19 protein-coding genes are annotated in these 18,058 nt (G+C 74.2%); 13 read left to right on the top strand and 6 right to left on the bottom strand.

Translation table 11 applies throughout. The features are described 5' to 3' along the window. Positions 1–117: 117 nt before the first annotated feature. Positions 118–507 carry a DUF4259 domain-containing protein gene (locus ACFU7Z_RS17810; protein ID WP_380778137.1) on the bottom strand — a complete coding sequence of 130 codons (390 nt, stop codon included), beginning with the start codon at positions 505–507 and terminating at the stop codon, positions 118–120. Positions 508–671: 164 nt separating this feature from the next. After that, entirely contained in the window at positions 672–1,601 is a 930-nt protein-coding gene (locus ACFU7Z_RS17805) for a LysR family transcriptional regulator (protein WP_380778135.1), read from the bottom strand. Positions 1,602–1,699: 98 nt separating this feature from the next. On the opposite strand from ACFU7Z_RS17805, the gene ACFU7Z_RS17800 reads away from it, so the two are divergent. From ACFU7Z_RS17800 to ACFU7Z_RS17780, 5 genes are all read left to right on the top strand, one after another. Beyond that, the gene (locus ACFU7Z_RS17800) at positions 1,700–2,191 is read left to right on the top strand and encodes a GNAT family N-acetyltransferase (protein ID WP_380778133.1); all 492 of its coding nucleotides are present in this window, start codon (positions 1,700–1,702) and stop codon (positions 2,189–2,191) included. A 285-nt stretch (positions 2,192–2,476) separates the two neighbouring features. Beyond that, positions 2,477–2,923: a M48 family metallopeptidase gene (locus ACFU7Z_RS17795; protein ID WP_117493113.1), complete on the top strand. Its 447-nt coding sequence runs from the start codon at positions 2,477–2,479 to the stop codon at positions 2,921–2,923. 771 nt (positions 2,924–3,694) lie between these two features. Next, entirely contained in the window at positions 3,695–4,468 is a 774-nt protein-coding gene (locus ACFU7Z_RS17790) for a class I SAM-dependent methyltransferase (protein ID WP_074004829.1), read from the top strand. A gap of 78 nt (positions 4,469–4,546) precedes the next feature. Continuing rightward, entirely contained in the window at positions 4,547–5,209 is a 663-nt protein-coding gene (locus ACFU7Z_RS17785; RefSeq protein ID WP_380778130.1) for a TetR/AcrR family transcriptional regulator, read from the top strand. Then, entirely contained in the window at positions 5,206–5,844 is a 639-nt protein-coding gene (locus ACFU7Z_RS17780; RefSeq protein WP_380737143.1) for a VC0807 family protein, read from the top strand. The genes ACFU7Z_RS17785 and ACFU7Z_RS17780 overlap by 4 nt, the downstream gene beginning before the upstream one ends. Before the next feature lie 34 nt (positions 5,845–5,878). Here ACFU7Z_RS17780 and ACFU7Z_RS17775 read toward each other — a convergent pair whose 3' ends face one another. The 4 genes from ACFU7Z_RS17775 to ACFU7Z_RS17760 form a co-directional block, all read right to left on the bottom strand. Beyond that, complete coding sequence (locus ACFU7Z_RS17775; RefSeq protein ID WP_380778128.1) at positions 5,879–7,096, bottom strand: glycosyltransferase; 1,218 nt, start codon at positions 7,094–7,096, stop codon at positions 5,879–5,881. Next, positions 7,093–7,890 (bottom strand): MerR family transcriptional regulator, encoded by a 798-nt coding sequence (locus tag ACFU7Z_RS17770; RefSeq protein ID WP_117493029.1) that lies wholly within the window; start codon positions 7,888–7,890, stop codon positions 7,093–7,095. The genes ACFU7Z_RS17775 and ACFU7Z_RS17770 overlap by 4 nt, the downstream gene beginning before the upstream one ends. 115 nt (positions 7,891–8,005) lie before the next feature. Further along, on the bottom strand, positions 8,006–9,124 hold the full coding sequence (locus ACFU7Z_RS17765) for a DUF6745 domain-containing protein (RefSeq protein ID WP_380778125.1): 1,119 nt from the start codon (positions 9,122–9,124) through the stop codon (positions 8,006–8,008). A gap of 128 nt (positions 9,125–9,252) precedes the next feature. Continuing rightward, complete coding sequence (locus tag ACFU7Z_RS17760) at positions 9,253–9,579, bottom strand: hypothetical protein (RefSeq protein ID WP_049652826.1); 327 nt, start codon at positions 9,577–9,579, stop codon at positions 9,253–9,255. A gap of 201 nt (positions 9,580–9,780) precedes the next feature. Between ACFU7Z_RS17760 and ACFU7Z_RS17755 the strand changes: the two genes are divergently transcribed. The 8 genes from ACFU7Z_RS17755 to ACFU7Z_RS17720 all read left to right on the top strand — a co-directional run bounded on the left by ACFU7Z_RS17755 (position 9,781) and on the right by ACFU7Z_RS17720 (position 17,964). After that, the gene (locus ACFU7Z_RS17755; protein WP_380778123.1) at positions 9,781–10,758 is read left to right on the top strand and encodes an STM4015 family protein; all 978 of its coding nucleotides are present in this window, start codon (positions 9,781–9,783) and stop codon (positions 10,756–10,758) included. 82 nt (positions 10,759–10,840) lie between these two features. Then, on the top strand, positions 10,841–11,782 hold the full coding sequence (locus tag ACFU7Z_RS17750) for an STM4015 family protein (RefSeq protein ID WP_380778121.1): 942 nt from the start codon (positions 10,841–10,843) through the stop codon (positions 11,780–11,782). A 16-nt stretch (positions 11,783–11,798) separates the two neighbouring features. Beyond that, positions 11,799–12,923 (top strand): STM4014 family protein, encoded by a 1,125-nt coding sequence (locus ACFU7Z_RS17745; protein ID WP_380778119.1) that lies wholly within the window; start codon positions 11,799–11,801, stop codon positions 12,921–12,923. Between the two features lie 29 nt (positions 12,924–12,952). Further along, a complete protein-coding gene (locus tag ACFU7Z_RS17740) occupies positions 12,953–13,795 on the top strand; it encodes an STM4013/SEN3800 family hydrolase (RefSeq protein ID WP_380778139.1) in 843 nt (280 codons plus the stop codon). Then, on the top strand, positions 13,792–15,126 hold the full coding sequence (locus ACFU7Z_RS17735) for an STM4012 family radical SAM protein (RefSeq protein ID WP_380778116.1): 1,335 nt from the start codon (positions 13,792–13,794) through the stop codon (positions 15,124–15,126). The genes ACFU7Z_RS17740 and ACFU7Z_RS17735 overlap by 4 nt, the downstream gene beginning before the upstream one ends. 11 nt (positions 15,127–15,137) lie before the next feature. Next, on the top strand, positions 15,138–16,040 hold the full coding sequence (locus tag ACFU7Z_RS17730) for an STM4011 family radical SAM protein (protein ID WP_380778114.1): 903 nt from the start codon (positions 15,138–15,140) through the stop codon (positions 16,038–16,040). A gap of 284 nt (positions 16,041–16,324) precedes the next feature. Then, positions 16,325–17,482 (top strand): methyltransferase, encoded by a 1,158-nt coding sequence (locus ACFU7Z_RS17725; protein WP_380778112.1) that lies wholly within the window; start codon positions 16,325–16,327, stop codon positions 17,480–17,482. A gap of 101 nt (positions 17,483–17,583) precedes the next feature. Then, entirely contained in the window at positions 17,584–17,964 is a 381-nt protein-coding gene (locus ACFU7Z_RS17720; RefSeq protein WP_049652838.1) for a VOC family protein, read from the top strand. The last annotated feature ends 94 nt before the right edge of the window (positions 17,965–18,058 follow it).

The raw sequence follows: 18,058 nt of genomic DNA, 5'->3' as shown, positions 1-18,058 counted from the left end.
GGTTCACGGAGCGCCCCGCCCACCCGCCGACGCGCCCTCGCGGAGCAGGCCGCGGCGGTTCACGGAGCCGGCCGTCGACCGTCGCGGTGTCCCGTCCGACGCCGCCCGGGCGTTCCGCTACCGTCCGGACTCCCCCGCCCCGATCCCGGCGGTGACCTCGGCCAGCTGGTCGAACGTGCGGTTCAGTACCGACCGGCGTTCGTCCTTGTAGCCCGGGGAGGGTTCCAGGTCGTCGACGGTCCGCTCCCAGACGGCCATGAACGCCGCCTTCCAGCCCGTGATCACGTCGGTTTCCGGCAGCTGGTGGACACCGTGGCCGGCCCGCGCCATGACGTGCAGCAGCTCCAGGTTGCACGGCACGGCGACGCCCCAGTACTCGTCCGGTTCGAGCTCGACGGGATCGCCGGCCATCGCCTCGGCGACCTCGGTGACGAGCCGGTCGATGAGGACCGACAGGTGGTCCAGCGCCGTGTCGCTCTCGAAGTTCCCACTGCCCCATGTGCCCACGAGGTCTCCTCTGAAGGGTGCCGCCGTCTGTCCCCGCCATCGAAGCAGGCGGCACTGACACCGCCGGGCGGCCCGTCCGGTCGCGGCGACGGTTCTGGCTCCGGCTCGGGCTCCGGCTCCGGAGACACCGACAGCGCCTTCCGGCGGCCGAGGAGCCGGACCGCTCAACGGGCCCACGCTCCCCCGTCGTTCGACCGTTCACCCCGGCCCGCCACGGATTCGGACACCGCGACGAAGGCCCGCACGAGGGGGCGGTCGTCCCCTCGACGGGTGGCCAGAAAGACCCGGCTCACGGCGGAGGCACCGTCGAGTTCGAGGCTCCGGGCGCCCTCGGGGAGCAGCGTGGTGACGCTGTGGGGGGCGATGGTGACGCCCAGGCCGGCGGCGACCAGCATGGTGATGGTGTGCCAGTTCGAGCACTCCTGCGCGACCCGGACCTCGTTGCCGGTGTCCCGGATCGGCCGGGTGTTCACGTCGAAGGCGCGGGCCCCCGCCGAGCGCGGGAAGAGGATCAGGGGGTCGGCGGCCAGCGCCGCCGGTTGCACCCGCTCCCCCCGCGCGGCGGGGTGGTCGGCGGGGACGACCGCGACGAACCGTTCCGTCGCCAGGAGGGCGAGGTCGATGTCGTCGCGCTCCTCGGCGTCCCGGACGATCCCGATGTCGGCCGTGCCACGTTCCAGGGCTGTCAGGACGTCGACGGTGAAGCCGTCGTGGAGCCTGACCTGGACGTCCGGGCGGCGGAGCGAGAAGGCGCGGAGCCATTCACTGACGATCGCGGTGGCGGAGGTGATGAAGGCGACGTCCAGGCGGCCCGCCTCACCGCGGCCGACCCGGCCGGCCTCGTCCAGATCGGCGGCCAGCCGGCCCAGGATGTCCCTCGCCCGCGGCCGGAACGTCACTCCGGCGTCCGTGAGGCGGACGCTCCGGGAGGTCCGCCGGAACAGCTCGACACCGACGATCCTCTCCAACTGCCTGATCTGCTGGGACAGGGCCGGCTGGGCGATGTGCAGCAGCCGGGCGGCACGACCGAAGTGCAACTCCTCGGCCAGCGCCAGGAAGTACCGCAGGTGCCGGAGCTCGATTCGCTGATCCATATCTCCAGCCTATGGATGGCGGCCGGCGTACGTATTGGACACCTGGGTGGGCGCGGCCGCAGGCTGACGTGGTGCCGTCCAGGGAAGGAACCCGCCCCGTGCCGTACGCCTCAACCCCGCCCGTGGTCTCCTCGATCGCCTCGCCGAGCGACGCCGAGGCGTTCCGCACGCTGAACGAGGAGTGGATCGCGCGACTGTTCACCCTGGAGGAGGCGGACCGGGCCGTGCTCGGGGATCCGTTCGGCCGCATCGTCGACCCGGGCGGCGACGTGCTCCTGGCCCGCGAGCCGGACAGCGGAACCGTCGTGGGCTGCGTGGCGCTCCTGGTCCACCCCGACGCCGTGTTCGAGCTGGCGAAGATGGCCGTGGACCCCGACGCGCAGGGGCGTGGCATCGGCCGCCTGCTCGTGGCCGCCGCGATCGACCGGGCCCGCGAACTCGGCGGGACCAGGCTGTTCCTCGGCACCAACAGCAGGCTGGCCCCCGCCGTCCACCTCTACGAGGACGCCGGGTTCGTCAGGATCACCCGCGACCGGCTCCCGGTGGCCGACTACTACGCCCGCGCCGACATACTGATGGAACTGGGCTGAGGCCCGTGCCGCCCGTCCGTACCGCCCGCGCCTGTGCCCGCGCCCGCAGTGCGGACGGACGCGTGAACGGAGGAGGTCGGCATGGACGGTGGTCACCACGGTCGTGACGGCGGTGACTCGTGGCCCAGCGGTGCCGTCGTCGGCGGCAACGGGCCCTTCGGCAGCGGCGGCGGCCGTGGCAGCGGCCCGGCAGCCCACCGGCACGATCACGGCCCGGGGTTCGGGAGCATCGAGGAACGTGACGCGCCCGGTGCGCGCGAAGCACCTCAGGACGGGGGGACAGCCATGGAGTTGCCCGACGGGATTCGTACGGAGATCAGGGCCCTGTGCCAGGAGGGTGATGCGCTGGTCGGACTGGGAGAGTTCGCCGAGGCCAAGCAGCGCTACCTCGAAGCCCTTCGGCTGCTGCCGGGCGACCACCGCGCATGGGCGGCCGCGACCTGGATCTACGTCGCGATCGGAGACGTGCACTTCCGACTGGGCGTCCACGACAGGGCCTACAAGTGCTTCCACAACGCGGTCCAGTGCCCCGACGGACTCGGCAATCCGTACGTCCACCTACGGTTGGGTCAGACCGCCTTCGAGCTGGGCGACCACGACCGCGCCGCGGACGAGTTGATCAGGGCCTTCATGGGAGGCGGGCCCGAGATCTTCGAGGAGGACGACCCCAAGTACCTCGGGTTCCTGAGGACTCGGGCCGACCTGAACCGCCCGGGCGCCGTCACCTCCTGACAGCCTGCCACCGGGCGAGCCACCCGGAACCCCACCCCTGACCGCCCGGGGCCGGGCAGGAACCACGACGACGTCGAGCCCGGTCCGAGCCCCGCAGCGGCCGCTACGCGCCCGGCCGACGCCGTCGGCAGCTCCTCGGACTTGGGCCGGCCGCCGCCCGATCTCGCCTGGCACCCGGGCCCGGTGGGCCCGGCGTCGGCCGGCCCCACCGGCTCACGGTCCGACGCTTCCTGCTGCGCGGTCAGCTCATCAGCACGCTGAACGCCCTCCCGCTACGCATGCTCGGCAGCCCCGGCGCCCAGCGGGTTCAGCAACCACGTGGCGCGGTCCGGGTTGGGCGACCAGGGCTCGGTGGCGACGAGCACGGACGGGCGCCCGTCCAGCCGCCCGGTGCCCGCAGGCACCTCGCCGTCACCGGTCTGGACGCCCAGGGTCCCTGCCCCCGTGCCCAGCCGCCCGACTGGCACCACCGATAGCCCGCCCGGGGCCCCCAGCCAGGAGAAGTCCCAACCGTCCACGGACACGGCCTCGACCTGGGCGTCGATGACCAGCTGGTCGAAGGTGCACTCGTCCGCATCATGGCGGCGGCGTAGGCGCCGTCCTGCCGGTGGATCGGCCGGCCGTCCAGCGGCCACCGTTCCCCGCCCCCACCTCTCGGCGGTTCCGTGACGGCCCCGAAAAACGGGTACTCACCGCCGGTACGGCCGCGCCATGATGGCGCCGCGCGAACCGTTTCCGCTCCCGCCGACGCCCCCTGGAGGTCCTGACACCATGAGCCAGTCCGCCCTCGGCCGCTTCTACGACGATTTCGCCGACGACTACCACCTCCTCTACGCCGACTGGAACGCCTCGCTCGCCCGTCAGGGCTCCGCGCTGGACGCCGTGGTCCGCGCGGCTCTCGGCGACGGCCCCGCCGAGGTGCTGGACTGCGCCTGCGGTATCGGCACCCAGGCGATCGGCCTGGCCGCCCTCGGCCACCGCGTCACCGGCACCGACCTGAGCCCGGTCGCCGCCGCCCGCGCCACCGCAGAGGCCGCCGAGCGCGGCCTCCGGCTGCCCACCGCCGCCGCCGACATGCGGGAACTCCCCTTCCCGGACGGCCGGTTCGACGTCGTCGTCTGCGCCGACAACGCGCTGCCCCACCTGCTCACGGCCGAGGACGTCCGCGCCGCGCTCGGTGAGATGCGACGGGTCCTGCGCCCGGGCGGACTGCTCCTGGTCACCACCCGCCCGTACGACGAGCTGCGCCGCACCCGGCCCGCCTCCACTCCGCCGCAGACCGCCGAGCACGGCGGCCGACGGTCGGTCCTCTTCCAGCTCTGGCAGTGGCACGAGGACGGCGAGCGGTACGACCTGGAGCTCTTCCGGCTGCTGCCGGACGAGGCCGACGAGTGGCGGGTCGCAGTCCGCCGCTCCACGTACTGGGCGCTCACCCAGGACGAGCTGAGCGCCTTCGCCGCCGAGGCCGGCCTGGCCGGCATCCGCTGGGAGCAGCCCGCCGACACCGGCTTCTTCCAGCCCGTCCTGATCGCCCGGACGCCCTGACCTGCGCGGACGCAACGGCCTGCCGTGGCAGGGCCCTTTTGCGCCTCCACTTTTGCCGATCCATGTTAATTTTTACTCATGCGAGTAAATCCTGACTCCTCTCCTGACGCCCCCGCCTCCGGCCGGAGCGTCACCACTGATGCCCGACGCGCCCAGATCGTCGCCGCCGCGATCGGGACCGTCGCCGAACTCGGCTACGCCCGGGCCTCGTTCGCGCAGATCGCCAAACGGGCGAAGCTCTCCAGCGTGCGGCTGATCTCGTACCACTTCCAGGACAAGGAAGACCTCTTCCAGGCCCTCGTCGACTCCGTCCAGGAGTCGGCGCAGGCCTTCATGCAGCCGCGCATCCATGCCCGGCCCGCGCCCGCCGCGCGGCTGGCCGCCTACATCGAGGCGAACCTGGAGTTCCTGGCGGAACACCCGGTCGAGGTACGGGCGCTGGTGGACGTCCTCGCCAACGCCCGCCGGGAGGACGGCAGCCCGCTGGTCAGCTCCGCCGGCTTCGACACCCCCGTCTCGCTGCTGGTCCGACACCTGCGGGACGGACAGCTCAGCGGTGACTTCCGGCCGTTCGACCCCGAGGCGATGGCCCTGGCGATCCGCGCCTCGATCGATGCGGCCGCCAACCGGCTGTCCGCCGGGGACGACTTCGACGTCCGCGCCTACGGGCGCGAGCTGGTCACCCTCTTCGCCCTCGCGACGGGGACCGAGGCCGGAGCCGAGACCGAGGAGACGAAGTGACCCTCCACGCCGCCCCGCGCCGAACCGCCCTCCTCTTACCCCTGCTGATCGATCTCGTCCTCCCTCTCGCCGTCTACTACGGGCTGCGCTCGGCAGGCGCGGACCAGTGGTGGGCCCTGCTGTGGTCCGCCGCCGCACCCGCGGTCACCGTGGTGGTACGGCTGGTCCGAACCCGCCGCGTCGACTTCCTGGCCCTGCTGATCCTCAGCATGATCGCCCTCGGTCTGGTGCTCTCGATTCTCACCGGGGACGCCCGCACCCTGCTGATCCGCGAGGCCTGGACGGGCATGCTCGGCGGGCTCCTCGGGATCTGGCTGCTGGCCTCCGTCGGCTACGGGCGTCCGGCTCTGATGGTGGTCTTCCGCTCCTTCGTACAGGCCAAGGCGGGCGAGGACGGGCTGCGTGCCTGGGAGGCACGCTGGGAGCAGGACTCCGCGTTCCGTCACGGCGTCCGGGTGCTCACCGCGGTCTGGGGCGCGGCCAGCCTGCTCAACGCCCTTGCCCAACTGGCCTTCGCGTACCTCCTTCCTATCGACACCGCCCCGGCCGCCATGAACCTGTGCTGGCCGGTGATCGCCGCGCCGCTGCTCGTCTTCCACCTCCGATACACCAGGCGCCACGGCCTGCGGGCCTGACCGGAACGGGGCCGGGCCGTCCGCGCTTCCTCCGCTACCCGCCCAACGCCACCACCGCCTCCGCGACCCGGCCCGCGCCGTCCTCCTTCGCCAGGGCGCGGGCCGCCTCCTGCGCCCGTTCCCGCAGTCGCCGCTCCTCGACGGCCTGACGGATGGCCTGCGCCAGCCGGTCGGCGGTCAGGTCGGCGAACCGGACGGGAGCGGTGGCGGCACCGAGCCGGCGGAGCCGGTCGGCCCAGAACGGCTGGTCCGCCGTCACCGGGACCGGGACGCTCGGCACGCCCGCGCGCAGCGTCGCAGCCGCCGTGCCCGCACCCGCGTGGTGCACGACCGCCGCCATGCGCGGGAAGAGCCGGGCGTGCGGCAGTTCGCCGACCGTCAGCACGTCGTCGCCCTCCCCGGCGATCCCGGCCCAGCCGGCCTGCACCACGCCCCGGACTCCCGCCCGCCGCAGGGCCTCCAGCGCCAGGGCGCTCAGCCGCTCGCCCCGCCCCGCCGCCATGCTGCCGAACCCGATGAACACCGGCGGCGGCCCGGCCCGCAGGAAGTCCTCGACCTCGGCCGGGAGGCCGTAGTCCTCCGCCACGTACGGCCACCAGTTGCCGACCACCCGAAGCCCCTGCCGCCAGTCGGCCGGGCGCGGTACGAGGGTCGGGCTGAAGCCGTGCAGCACCGGCCAGTGCGCCCGCTCCACAGCCCGCCGGCGCGCGGTCTGGGAGAGCGCCGGGAGGCCCAGCCGCGACCGCAGCCGGTGTGCGGCCCCGGCGTGCAGGCGGTCGACGACCCGTTGGCCGAGCGCTCCCGCCGCCCGGTTGCCCCAGCTCCCCAGCGAGCGGCCGCCCCCGACGACCGGCGGGAACTCCCGCGTCGGCAGCGTGGGTTGCAGGTAGACCCCGATGCTGGGGACGCCCATCGCCTCCGCGAGGTGCCAGCCCAGCGGCGCGGTGGTGGTGCTCAGCAGGAGTAGATCGGCTCCGGGCGCGGCGGCGTCCGCGAGCCCGTCACCCAGTTTCCCGATGAACGCCGCGGCCCGCGCGAGCAGTTCGGAGCGCCCGCCCGTCGGACCGGTGCCCGCCCCGCGCGGATCGACCGGGAGCGGGCGGAAGCCGAGGCCGCTGCCGGCCACCAGCTCGCGGAAGGTCTCGGGCGCCGCGAGCGCGACCTCGTGCCCCGCACCGCGCAGGTACGCCCCGAGACCGGTGTAGGGGGCGACGTCGCCGTGCGATCCGGCGGCCGTGACGAGGATTCTCATCGAGCCTCCTCCTCGGGGTCGCTCCCGCTGCACCGCTCGGCGTTGGCGCCGATCGCCGCACGGAGGTAGCCGGCCAACCCCGGGCGCTGCTCGGCCGGCGGGACGACGAGGGCGAAGGCGCGGGCGTCCGCCTCGTAGTCGTCGGCGATCCGGCAGTGCATCTCCGGCGGGCAGGGCGTGAACCACCGGGTGATGTGCTGCCGGTGCTGCTCGGCGAGGTCCAGCACCGTCCGGTGGTCGACCGGCAGTGCCCGGTCGAAGGCCTCCAGCAGTCGGCCGCGCCACTCCGCGGCCTCCGCCATCAGCTGCCGCCAGTCCTCCTTGGAGTGGGTGGCGGCGCGGGCCAGGGCCTCCTGGTGGCTGTCCCGCTCGCCCCACTTGAGGTGGGCGTCGGCCGCGTAGCTGAGGTCGAAGACGACGTCCCCGAAAACCTCGAAGCGCTCCTCCGGACTCAGCTCGACCCCGGTGCGCTGGACCTCGATGGCCCGCTCGGCGACGTCGACCAGCTTCTGCAGCCGGGCGATCTGCTCGGTGAGGGCGTGTCGTCTCGCCAGCAGGTGGTCGAGGGCGTTGGCCTGCGGGTCCGCCAGGATGTCGGCGATCTCGTCGAGCGGGAAGCCGAGTTCCCGGTAGAACAGGATCTGCTGGAGCCTGGCGAGGTCCGCGCCGTTGTAGAGCCGGTAGCCGGCCGGGCTTCGCTCACTGGGCGTGAGCAGCCCGGACCGGTCGTAGTAGTGCAGGGTCCGGATCGTGACCCCGGCGAAGCCGGAGACCTGGCCCACCGACCAGCTCATGCGTCCCTCCGATCATCCGTGCGTTCGCTGCGCCCCCACCGTGCGGCCTGACGTGGGGTAAGGGTCAACAAGCGCAGCTCAGGGGCCTGCTCCGGATGCCGGACGGCGTCCTCGGTCAGGTCTCGCGCTGCGGGTGGTAGGCGGTCTCGGGTATGCCGAAGGTCCAGGCGACCCCGGCTCGCGCGGTGCGGGTGCTCGGGGGGACGCGCAGCCAGTAGGTGCGGTGGGTGCCGTCCGGCTCGGGCGTGGAGTTGACCACCTCGACCATCACCACCGGCTCGTCGTCGGGCAGGACGATCCGCCAGAGCACGCCGGTCTCGTCCCGGTGGACGGGCTCGGCGCCGGAGTCGGCCAGGTAGCGCTCGTAGCCGTAGTGCTCCAGCAGGACGCGGCGCAGCTCGGCGTTCTCCTCGGTGCGGATCCGCTCGGCCGTCACCTCGGCCAGGCCGGCCAGGAACTCCGGCGGGACGGGCATGCCGCGCCAGGCGTGCAGGGCGAAGCCGTCGGCGTACTCCAGGGCGGGCCCGTCCGCCCGGTCGAGCCGCCCGGCCTCGTCGCGGTGCAGGCCGGTCGGCCGTTCGCTGAGCAGGGCCACGTCCCGGTACGGCCACCACCAGCCGACCTCCCGGGCCAGTTCGGCCAGTGGTGCGACGGCGTCGGCGCTCGCCCCGGCGGCCTCGAAGGCGGCGAACCACGGCGCGTCGTGCTGGCCGCGCACGGCGTCCAGCAGGGCGAGCCGGACGGTGGTGCGACGGGCCCGGGCCTCCTCGGCCACCGCGGCGTCGGCCTCCCGGTCGGCCTCGGGGGCGAGCCGGTCGAGCACCGCGTTGCGCAGCCGGTCGGCGAGCGGGGTGGTGACCGGGCCGAGCTCGCCCCCGGTGAGCGCCCAGTGGCCCGCCCACCCGGCGGCGCCGACCTGCTCGACGGCCCGCCGCCTGGCCTCCTCCCAGGGCTTGGTGCGCACGGCCTCGCGCACACTCTCCGCCCCGGCGGCCCGCAGCTCCAGCGCCGCCCCGGTCGCGGCAAGCGGCGAGCCGAACCACCGGATCGCCGCGGGCTCGGGCAGCCCGGCCGCCCGGTAGGCGGCCCGGACGGCGCGCTCGGCCGCCGCCCGGTCGCCCGCTCCGGTGGCCGCCGCGGCCGCCCGCCAGCGGGCCGTCACCTCGACCGGCCCGGGCAGCTCCCGCGCCTGCGCCCGGTCGCCGTGGACCTCGTCGTGGATCACCGTCTCCATCCCTGCTCCGTTCCCGGCCGGGCTCCCCGCCCGGCCGTCCGTTCCCGTTCCGTGCCGCGGCCACGGCCGCGCTCCACCCTCGTGTCCGCACCCGCCCGCCGACCCCCGTACGGCGGGCGGAGCGGTCGTCAGTCCGCGACCATCCGCACCGCACCCGGCACGTACTCGCGCTGGCGGACCACCCGGTACCAGCCCTTGGGCAGCGGTATCGCCGCGTGCTCCTCGTGCACCACCCGGCCGCCCTCGGGCAGGTGCAGCCAGCCCGCGCCGAACGGCCCGGTCTCCCGGCGCAGCTCTCCGGGGCCGACCACGGCGTGCGCGTGCCCGGTGACCTCGCCGAGCGCGAGTACCATCCGACCCCGCGCGTCCCGGGGCTGCACGGCCAGCTCCACCACCCTCGGCGGCACCGCGCCCTCCTCTACCGGCACGATCAGCACATCGCCCTGGCGGTACATCAGTCCTCCCTCGCCGTACGGAGGGGCTCCGGCGGACGCCGGAACCCATGGCTCCGCCGCGTCCGCCGCGGTCACTCTCCGGAGCCAGGACCCGAACATAGAGCAAGGGTCTGACAACGCGCCCGGACGGCGACCCGGCCGCCGGATTGTCAGTCCCGGCTGGTAGACAGTTGTTCGGCCCCGACCCCAGAGGAGCAGCGCATGACTGTCAACGACCACATCGAGCGGTTCCACGGCCTTCCCGTCTTCGACTTCGTGGAGGCCTTGGAGGAGGCCGAGGAGAAGGGCGGATCGGGCGCCCTCGAACTGCCGGACGCGGCCTCGGCCGCCTGGCGGGTCAAGCTCGACTACGAGTCCGAGGCGACGTTCGCCGAACGCTGGGAGCAGTTCCTCGGCGCCGTCGACACCGAGCGGGTCACCGCCCTGGTGATCGGCCAGTGGTCCCCGGAGGAGCCGGAGGGCTTCCAGGAGCCGATGGAGGCGATCGTCGCCGCCGCCGGCCGGCTGCCCGCCCTGCGCGCCCTGTTCGTCGGCGACATCACCTTCGAGGAGTGCGAGATCTCCTGGATCCAGCAGTGCGACATCACGCCGCTGCTGACGGCCTTCCCGCGGCTGGCCGAGCTGGTGGTGCGCGGCGCCTCGCAGGACTGGGACGGCAAGGGCGGTCTGGCCCTGAAGCCGCTGCGGCACGAGGCGCTCGAGGCGCTGCGCTTCGAGGCCGGCGGCCTGCCGGGCTCGGTCGTGCGCTCGGTGGCCGGCTGTGACTTCCCCGCCCTGGAGCGGCTGGAGCTCTGGCTGGGCGTGGACAACTACGGCGGCGACGCGACGATGGCCGACGTCGCGCTGTTCCTGGACGGCACCCGCTTCCCCCAGCTGCGCCACCTCGGCCTCCAGAACAGCGAGTTCCAGGACGACATCGCGGCCGCCGTGGCACACGCGCCCGTGGTCGCCCGGCTGGAGTCGCTCAGCCTCTCCATGGGCGTGCTGACCGACCAGGGCGCCACCGCCCTGCTGGAGGGCCAGCCCCTCACCCACCTGCGCTCCCTCGACCTGCACCACCACTACCTCACCGAGGAGATGCAGCTGCGCCTGCGCCAGGCCCTGGCCGGTGTCGAGGTCGACCTCTCCGAGCCCGGCAAGCCCGACGACCAGTGGCGCTACGTGGCCGTGGCCGAGTAGTCGTCAACGCCCCGCGCCCGCCTGATCGCCCGACAGCCCGACCGCCCGCGTACTCGCCCACCCCGACCGACCAGGATCCGACATGTCCATCTCCCGCCACATCGAACGCTTCCACGAGCTGCCGATCCACGAGTTCGCCCCCGACGACACCCGGCCGCGGCCCGCCGCCGACAGCGTCGCCTGGCGGCTCGCCCTCGCGTACCGCTCCGAGCAGGACTTCGCCCAGCTCTGGCAGTCCTTCCTCCAGGACGTCGATCCGGCGAGCGTCCGTGTCCTGGTGATCGGTCCCTGGTGGAACGGGGCCGAGGGCTACGGCTCCGTCGGCCCGGTGATCGAGGCCCTCACGGCCGAAGCCGGGCGCCTGCCCGCCCTGGAGGCGCTGTTCCTCGCCGAGGTGACCTACGACGAGTGCGAGGTCTCCTGGCTGGTGATGGACGACGTCACCCCGCTGCTGGCCGCCTTCCCCGCGCTGAAGTCGCTGGCCGTGCGCGGCGGTACGGACCTCGGCCTGGATCCGGTCCGTCACGACGCCCTGACCAGCCTGCGCTTCGAGTCCGGCGGCCTGCCGGCCACCGTGGTGCGCGCGGTGGCCGCCTCCGAGCTGCCCGCACTGGAGCGTCTGGACCTCTGGCTCGGTGTGGACGAGTACGGCGGTGACGCCACGATGGACGACCTGGCGCCGTTCCTGGACGGCTCCCGGCTGCCGGAGCTGCGCCACCTCGGGCTGGCCAACAGCGAGTTCCAGGACGAGATCGCCGCCGCCCTCGCCCACGCCCCGATAGTGGCCCGGTTGGAGTCGCTCGACCTCTCCATGGGCGTGCTGACGGACGAGGGCGCCACCGCCCTGCTGGAAGGCCAGCCCCTCACCCACCTGAACTCCCTCGACCTGCACCACCACTACCTGAGCGACGCGATGCAGGAGCGTCTGTCCGAGGCCCTGCCCGGGGTCGGGCTCGACCTCGACGAGGCCGAGGGTGACGACCCGGACGACGAGGACGACCGCTACGTCTCGGTCTCCGAGTAGGCGGGCGGCGGAGGCGATGACCGTGCGACTGACCGTCCTGGGCAACCCGGGGCACCGACGGGTGACGCTGTTCGCGGCCGCCGCCCGGGCCGCCGGGCTGCCCGAGCCCGCCGTCCTGCCCTGGCTGGACGTGCTGCGCGGCCGGTACCGGCTGCCCGAGGGCGGTCTGCTGCGCATCGAGTCGCCCGGCGAGGAGCCGGAGGTCGACCGGCTGCTGCGCGGCCCGGCGCTCGGTCCCGGCTACGCCCCGACCAGGGTCGAGGGCACGGCCGTCTGGTACGCGGGGGTCATGGCCGCGCTGCGCGGGCTGGCCGCCCGACCCGGCGTACGGCTGCTCGGCGATCCGGAGGAGATCGCCGTGATGTTCGACAAGCGCCGTACCCACGCGCTGCTCGCCGGGGCCGGGGTGCCAGTGCCCAGGGCGCTCGGCGGCGAGGTCACCGGCTGGGAGCACCTGCGCGGGCGCCTCGCCGAGGCCGGCCTGCACCGGGTCTTCGTCAAGCCGGCGCACGGCTCCTCCGCCTCCGGGGTGATGGCCCTGGAGTTCGGACCGCGCGGGCAGCTGCAGGCCACCACCTCGGTGGAGCTGGCCGACGGCCGGCTCCACAACTCGCTGCGGGTGCGCCGCTACCGCGGCGAGCGGGAGGTCGCCGCGATCGTCGACGGCCTGGCACCGGACGGGCTGCACGTCGAGCAGTGGATCCCGAAGGCCTCGCAGTCCGGGCGCTCGGCGGACCTGCGGGTCGTGGTGGTCTCCGGCCGCGCCACCCACGCCGTGGTGCGCACCAGCGGCCAGCCGATGACCAACCTGCACCTCGGCGGCGCCCGCGGCAGCCTCGACCAGGCCCGGGAGGCGGCCGGGCCGGCCTGGCCGGCCCTGCTGGAGACGGCCGAGCGCGCGGCGGCCTGCTTCCCCGGCTCACCGATGGTCGGCGTCGACGTGCTGCCCACGACCGGCTGGCGGCGCGCCCTGGTCGGCGAGGTGAACGCCTTCGGCGACCTGCTCCCCAACCTCACCGGCCTGCCCGGCGGCCCCGCCGAGGGCCTCGACACCTACGGCGCCCAACTGGCCGCGCTGACCGCCCCCTCCCCGTCGTCGCCCGCGGCGACGGACCACCAGATCACGGAACCCGCTCGATGAACCACCCGACCACCCTCCCGTCCCCCGACATGAACGCCGTCGTGGGCAGCCACGACCTGCTGCTCGTCACCCTCGACACGCTCCGCCTCGACGTCGCCGAGGAGCTGGCCGCCGCCGGCCGCATCCCGAACCTCGCCGCCGTCCTCCCCGGCGGCCGCTGGGAGCACCGGCACGCGCCCGGCAGCTTCACCTACGCCTCCCACCAGGCGATCCTGGCCGGCTTCCTGCCGACGCCCGCCTCCCCGGACGGCCCGCACCCGCGGCTGTTCGCGGCCCGCTTCGCCGGTTCCGAGAGCACCGCCCCGCGCACCTGGGTCTTCGACGCCCCCGACCTGCCGACGGCCCTGGCCGCGGCCGGGTACCGCACGGTGTGCATCGGCGGCGTCGGGTTCTTCAACAAGCAGGGCCCGCTGGGCTCGGTGCTGCCGGGCCTCTTCCAGGAGAGCCACTGGGCGCCCGAGTTGGGCGTGGCCTCGCCGACGTCCTTCGAGGAGCAGGTCGCCCGGGCCGAGCGGGTCACCGCCGAACAGTCCGCCGACCAGCCGCTGTTCCTCTTCCTGAACGTCTCGGCGCTGCACCAGCCGAACTGGTTCCACCTGCCCGGAGCCACCCGCGAGCACGGGGACTCCCGGGCCACCCACGCCGCGGCCCTGGAGTACGTGGACGCGCACATCGGCCGGCTGTTCGCCGCGATGAGCGCCCGCCGCCCCTGCTTCGCGATCGTCTGCTCCGACCACGGCACCGCCTACGGCGAGGACGGCTACACCGGCCACCGGATCGGCCACAAGGTGGTCTGGTCGGTCCCGTACGCGCACTTCACCCTCCCCGCCCGAGCGGCGGGCACCGCCACGACCTCCGAGGAGCGCGCATGACCACCGCACCCCCGCGCCCGGACTCGCCGTACCAGTCGTACGTCTACGCGTACCCGCACAAGACGGCCTACCGCCCGCTGCCCGAGCGCCCGCCGCTGCGCGAGCTGTGGACCGGCGAGGCGCAGCACGCGCTCTCGCTCTACCTCCACATCCCGTTCTGCGAGGTCCGCTGCGGCTTCTGCAACCTGTTCACCCGGATCGGCAGCCCCGAGGGCCTGACCACGGCCTACCTGGACGCCCTGGAACGCCAGGCCACGGCGGTGCGCGCGGCGCTGGACGAGGGCGCCCGGTTCGCGCTGGCCGCGTTCGGCGGCGGCACGCCCACCTATCTGACGGCCGGTGAGCTGGAGCGGCTGTGCGACATCGCCGAGCGGCAGATGGGCGCCGACCTGCGGGCGATACCCCTCTCGGTGGAGGCCTCGCCCGCCACCGCGACCACCGACCGGCTGGAGGTGCTCGCCGCCCGGGGCACCACCCGGCTGAGCCTGGGCGTGCAGTCCTTCGACGACGCCGAGGCGCGCTCCGCCGTCCGCCCGCAGAAGCGGTCCGAGGTAGAGGCCGCCCTCGGCCGGATCCGCGCGGCCGGGTTCCCGGTGCTCAACATCGACCTCATCTACGGCATCGAGGGCCAGACCGAGGCGAGCTGGCTCCGCTCGTTGGACACCGCGCTCGCCTGGCAGCCCGAGGAGCTGTACCTCTACCCGCTGTACGTCCGCCCGCTGACCGGCCTGGCCCGGCGCGGCGAGCAGGAGAGCCGGGCCGCCTGGGACGCGCGCCGGCTCGCGCTCTACCGGGCCGGCCGCGACCACCTGCTCGCCCACGGCTACCAGCAGGTGTCGATGCGGATGTTCCGTCGCGCCGCCTCCCCGCAGGCCGGCGCGGGCGAGTACGCCTGCCAGACCGACGGCATGGTCGGCCTGGGCTGCGGCGCCCGCTCCTACACCTCCCAGCTGCACTACTCCTTCGACTACGCGGTGAACGCCACCGAGGTGCGCGGCATCATCGACGACTACGTCGCCACCGAGGACTTCCACCGTGCCGAGGTGGGCCACCGGATGGGCGGCGCGGAGCCGCGCCGGCGGCACCTGGTGCAGTCGCTGCTCCAGGCCGAGGGCCTGCCCTTGGCGGACTACCGCGCCCGGTTCGGCGGTTCACCGGCCGAGGACTTCCCGGCGGAGCTGGCCGAGTTCGCGGAGCGCGGGTGGCTCGACGACGGCGACGCGGAGTTCCTGCGGCTCAGCCCGGAGGGGCTGGCGCACTCGGACGCCGCCGGGCCGATGCTGTTCTCGCCCGAGGTCCGGGCCCTGATGGCGGCGTACGAGGCGAAATGACCTTCCTCGGCATGCCCTCCGCCTCACCGCTGCCGGAGGACGGGGCGCGGAGCCTCACCCTGCTCTACCGCGGCCCGCTCGCCTCCTGCGACTACGACTGCCCGTACTGCCCGTTCGCCAAGCGGCGCGACAGCCTGGAGCAACTGCGGTCCGACCGGGCCGCGTTGGAGCGTTTCACCGGCTGGGCCGCCGGGCGCGCGGGCACCGGCGACACCCTGTCGCTGCTGTTCACCCCCTGGGGCGAGGGGCTGGTGCGGTCCTGGTACCGCCGCGCGCTGGTCGAGCTGAGCCGCCTGCCGCACGTCCGCCGGGTCGCGATCCAGACCAACCTCAGCTGCCGCACGGGCTGGCTCACCGAGGCGGACCTCGACACCCTCGCCCTCTGGGTCACCTTCCATCCCGGCCAGGTCACCCGCGAGCGCTTCCTCGCCAAGTGCCAGGAGTTGGACGCACTCGGCGTGCGCTACAGCGTCGGCGTCGTCGGCCAACCCGAACACCTCGCCGAGGCCCGCCGGCTGCGCGCCGAGCTCCCCGAAGGCGTCTACCTGTGGGTCAACGCCGCCGAGGGCCTCGGCTACACCGACGCCGAGGCCGCCCAATGGGCCGCCGTCGACCCGCACTTCGGCTACAGCCGGCACGCCCACCCCAGCGCCGGGCTGCCGTGCCGCACCGGGGAGTCCGTACTGTCGGTGGACGGCGACGGCACCGTGCGCCGCTGCCACTTCGTCCGGGACGTCCTCGGCAACCTCTACGACGGCAGCTACCGCGCGCAACTGCTGCCGCGAGCCTGCCCGTTGCCGGTCTGCGACTGCCACATCGGCTACGTCCACCTGGAGACACTGCCGCTGTACGAGCTGTTCGGCGCGGGTGTGCTGGAGCGCGTGCCGCACGGCTGGTCCGGGGGCCGGTCATAAATCGGTTGCCAGTCGGCCACTCTGTGTGAAAGCGTACGAACAACCGCGCAGGACCAGCTGGTTCGGAAGGGAGGCCCGCAGATGATCAGTGGCATACGGCTCGCCGTCGTGCCGGGCCTCGTGCTCGGTGACACCCCGGCTCGCGCTTCGACGCGCGAGCCGCACCCGGCCTGACGCCCGCGCCCGCCCTCCCGACGGCGCCACGGCCCGACGCGCCTGCTGCTCGCCTCCTCGTCGAAGTGCTCTTCGTGTCCCCTTGCACGTTCGACCACGAGGAACCCCTGGTGTCCGACACCCACCGGCCAAGAATCGTCACCCTGCCCACCACCTCCGTCCTGCCCGCACCCTGGCACAGCGAGAACGGCACGCCCCTGCCGCGCCGCCTGATCGCCGCCGACGACACCCTGCGCGCCGAGGCCGCCTACCGGTCGGCCTGCGAGGGCACCGCCCTGCTCTGGCAGGGCGACTACCCCGGCGCGCTCCGCCTCCTGCACGCCATGCGCCGCCGCGCCGAGCGGCGCCGGCCCCGATCCGCCCCCGGCTCCCCGGCCGAGGCCTTCCGGCAGCACCGCCGGGAGCGCGCCCGCCTCGCGCGCGTCCTGGGCATGCTGCTGGTACCGCTCGGCGCGGATCACCACGTCCGACTCCACCGGGCGCCCGACGTCCGCGAGGCCTGCCGGGCGGCCTACGGACCGCTCCTTGACAACAGAATCGTGTCCCTGCGCGAGCTCCTGGGTGTGATCGGCGCCCACCAGTGGCGCACCAGAGGCGTCGAGGTCCCGGCCCTCGGCGCCCGCATCCACCCGCACTACGGGGTCTTCTCACCCGTCCGCGGCGAGTACGTCGACCTCGTCGCCCGGGCGCCGCTGCCGCCGACCGCCCATGACCACCCCACCGCCTACGACCTCGGCACCGGCACGGGTGTGCTCGCCGCGCTCCTCGCCCGGCGCGGCCTGCACGAGGTCCTGGTCACCGACGCCAACCCGCGCGCCCTCGCCTGCGCCCGCGACAACGCCCGCCGGCTCGGTCTCGCCGACCGCATCGAGACCGCGGGCACCGGCCTCTACCCTCCTGGCCGCGGCCGGGCCGCCCTGGTCGTCTGCAATCCCCCGTGGCTGCCCGGCCGGCCGAGCTCCGCGCTCGACGAGGGCGTCTACGACCCGGGCAGCCGCATGCTCCGCGGCTTCCTCGACGGCCTGGCCGACCGCCTGCTGCCCGACGGCGAGGGCTGGCTCGTCCTCTCCGACCTCGCCGAACACCTCGGCCTGCGCTCCCGCGCCGATCTGCTCGGTGCCGTCTCCGGAGCCGGGCTGCGCGTCACCGGGCGCCTCGACACCGCCCCCCGCCACCCGAGGGCCACCACCCCCGACCGGGCCGACCCCCTCCTCCACACCGCCCGCGCCGCGGAGGTCACCTCGCTCTGGAGGCTGGCCCCCGCATGACTCCCGGCGACCTGCCGCACACGGCCCGAAGCAGCCCTGCGCCCACCGGGCGACCCGGCCCGCACGTCCCTAGCCTGGTGACAGAGAGGAGGCGAAACACCATGCTTGGAGACGCTCCGCTGCAAGCAGTCATCCCCGCCACCGATCTCGCCCGCGCCAAGGCCTTCTACACCGACACCCTCGGCCTCAAGCTCGCCGAGGAAGGTGAGGAGGAGTTCGTCTGCGACTGTGGCGGCACCCAGTTCACCGTCTACCGCACTCCCAGCGGTGGACAGGCCGCCCACACCCTCGCCAGTTTCAAGGTCGCCGACCTCGACGGCGAGATGGCCGGCCTCCGCGACCGCGGCATCACCTTCGAGGAGTACGACTTCCCCGGTCTGCAGACCGTCAACGGGGTCGCCGAGGGCGAGGGTATGCGCGCGGCCTGGTTCAAGGACAGCGAAGGCAACATCGTCTGCGTGTCCCAGCGGGTCGGCCAGTAGCCGTCCCGCACCCGGCCCACCCGTCAAGCGCTGCACCGCACCCGTCGGACACGGCGCTGCTGCCCGGCCCGCTCGTACGGAACAGGCCGGGCAC

This window comes from Kitasatospora sp. NPDC057518 (genome assembly GCF_042802075.1).
Classification (GTDB): Bacteria; Actinomycetota; Actinomycetes; order Streptomycetales; family Streptomycetaceae; genus Kitasatospora.
This window is presented reverse-complemented; position numbering and strand designations above follow the sequence as displayed.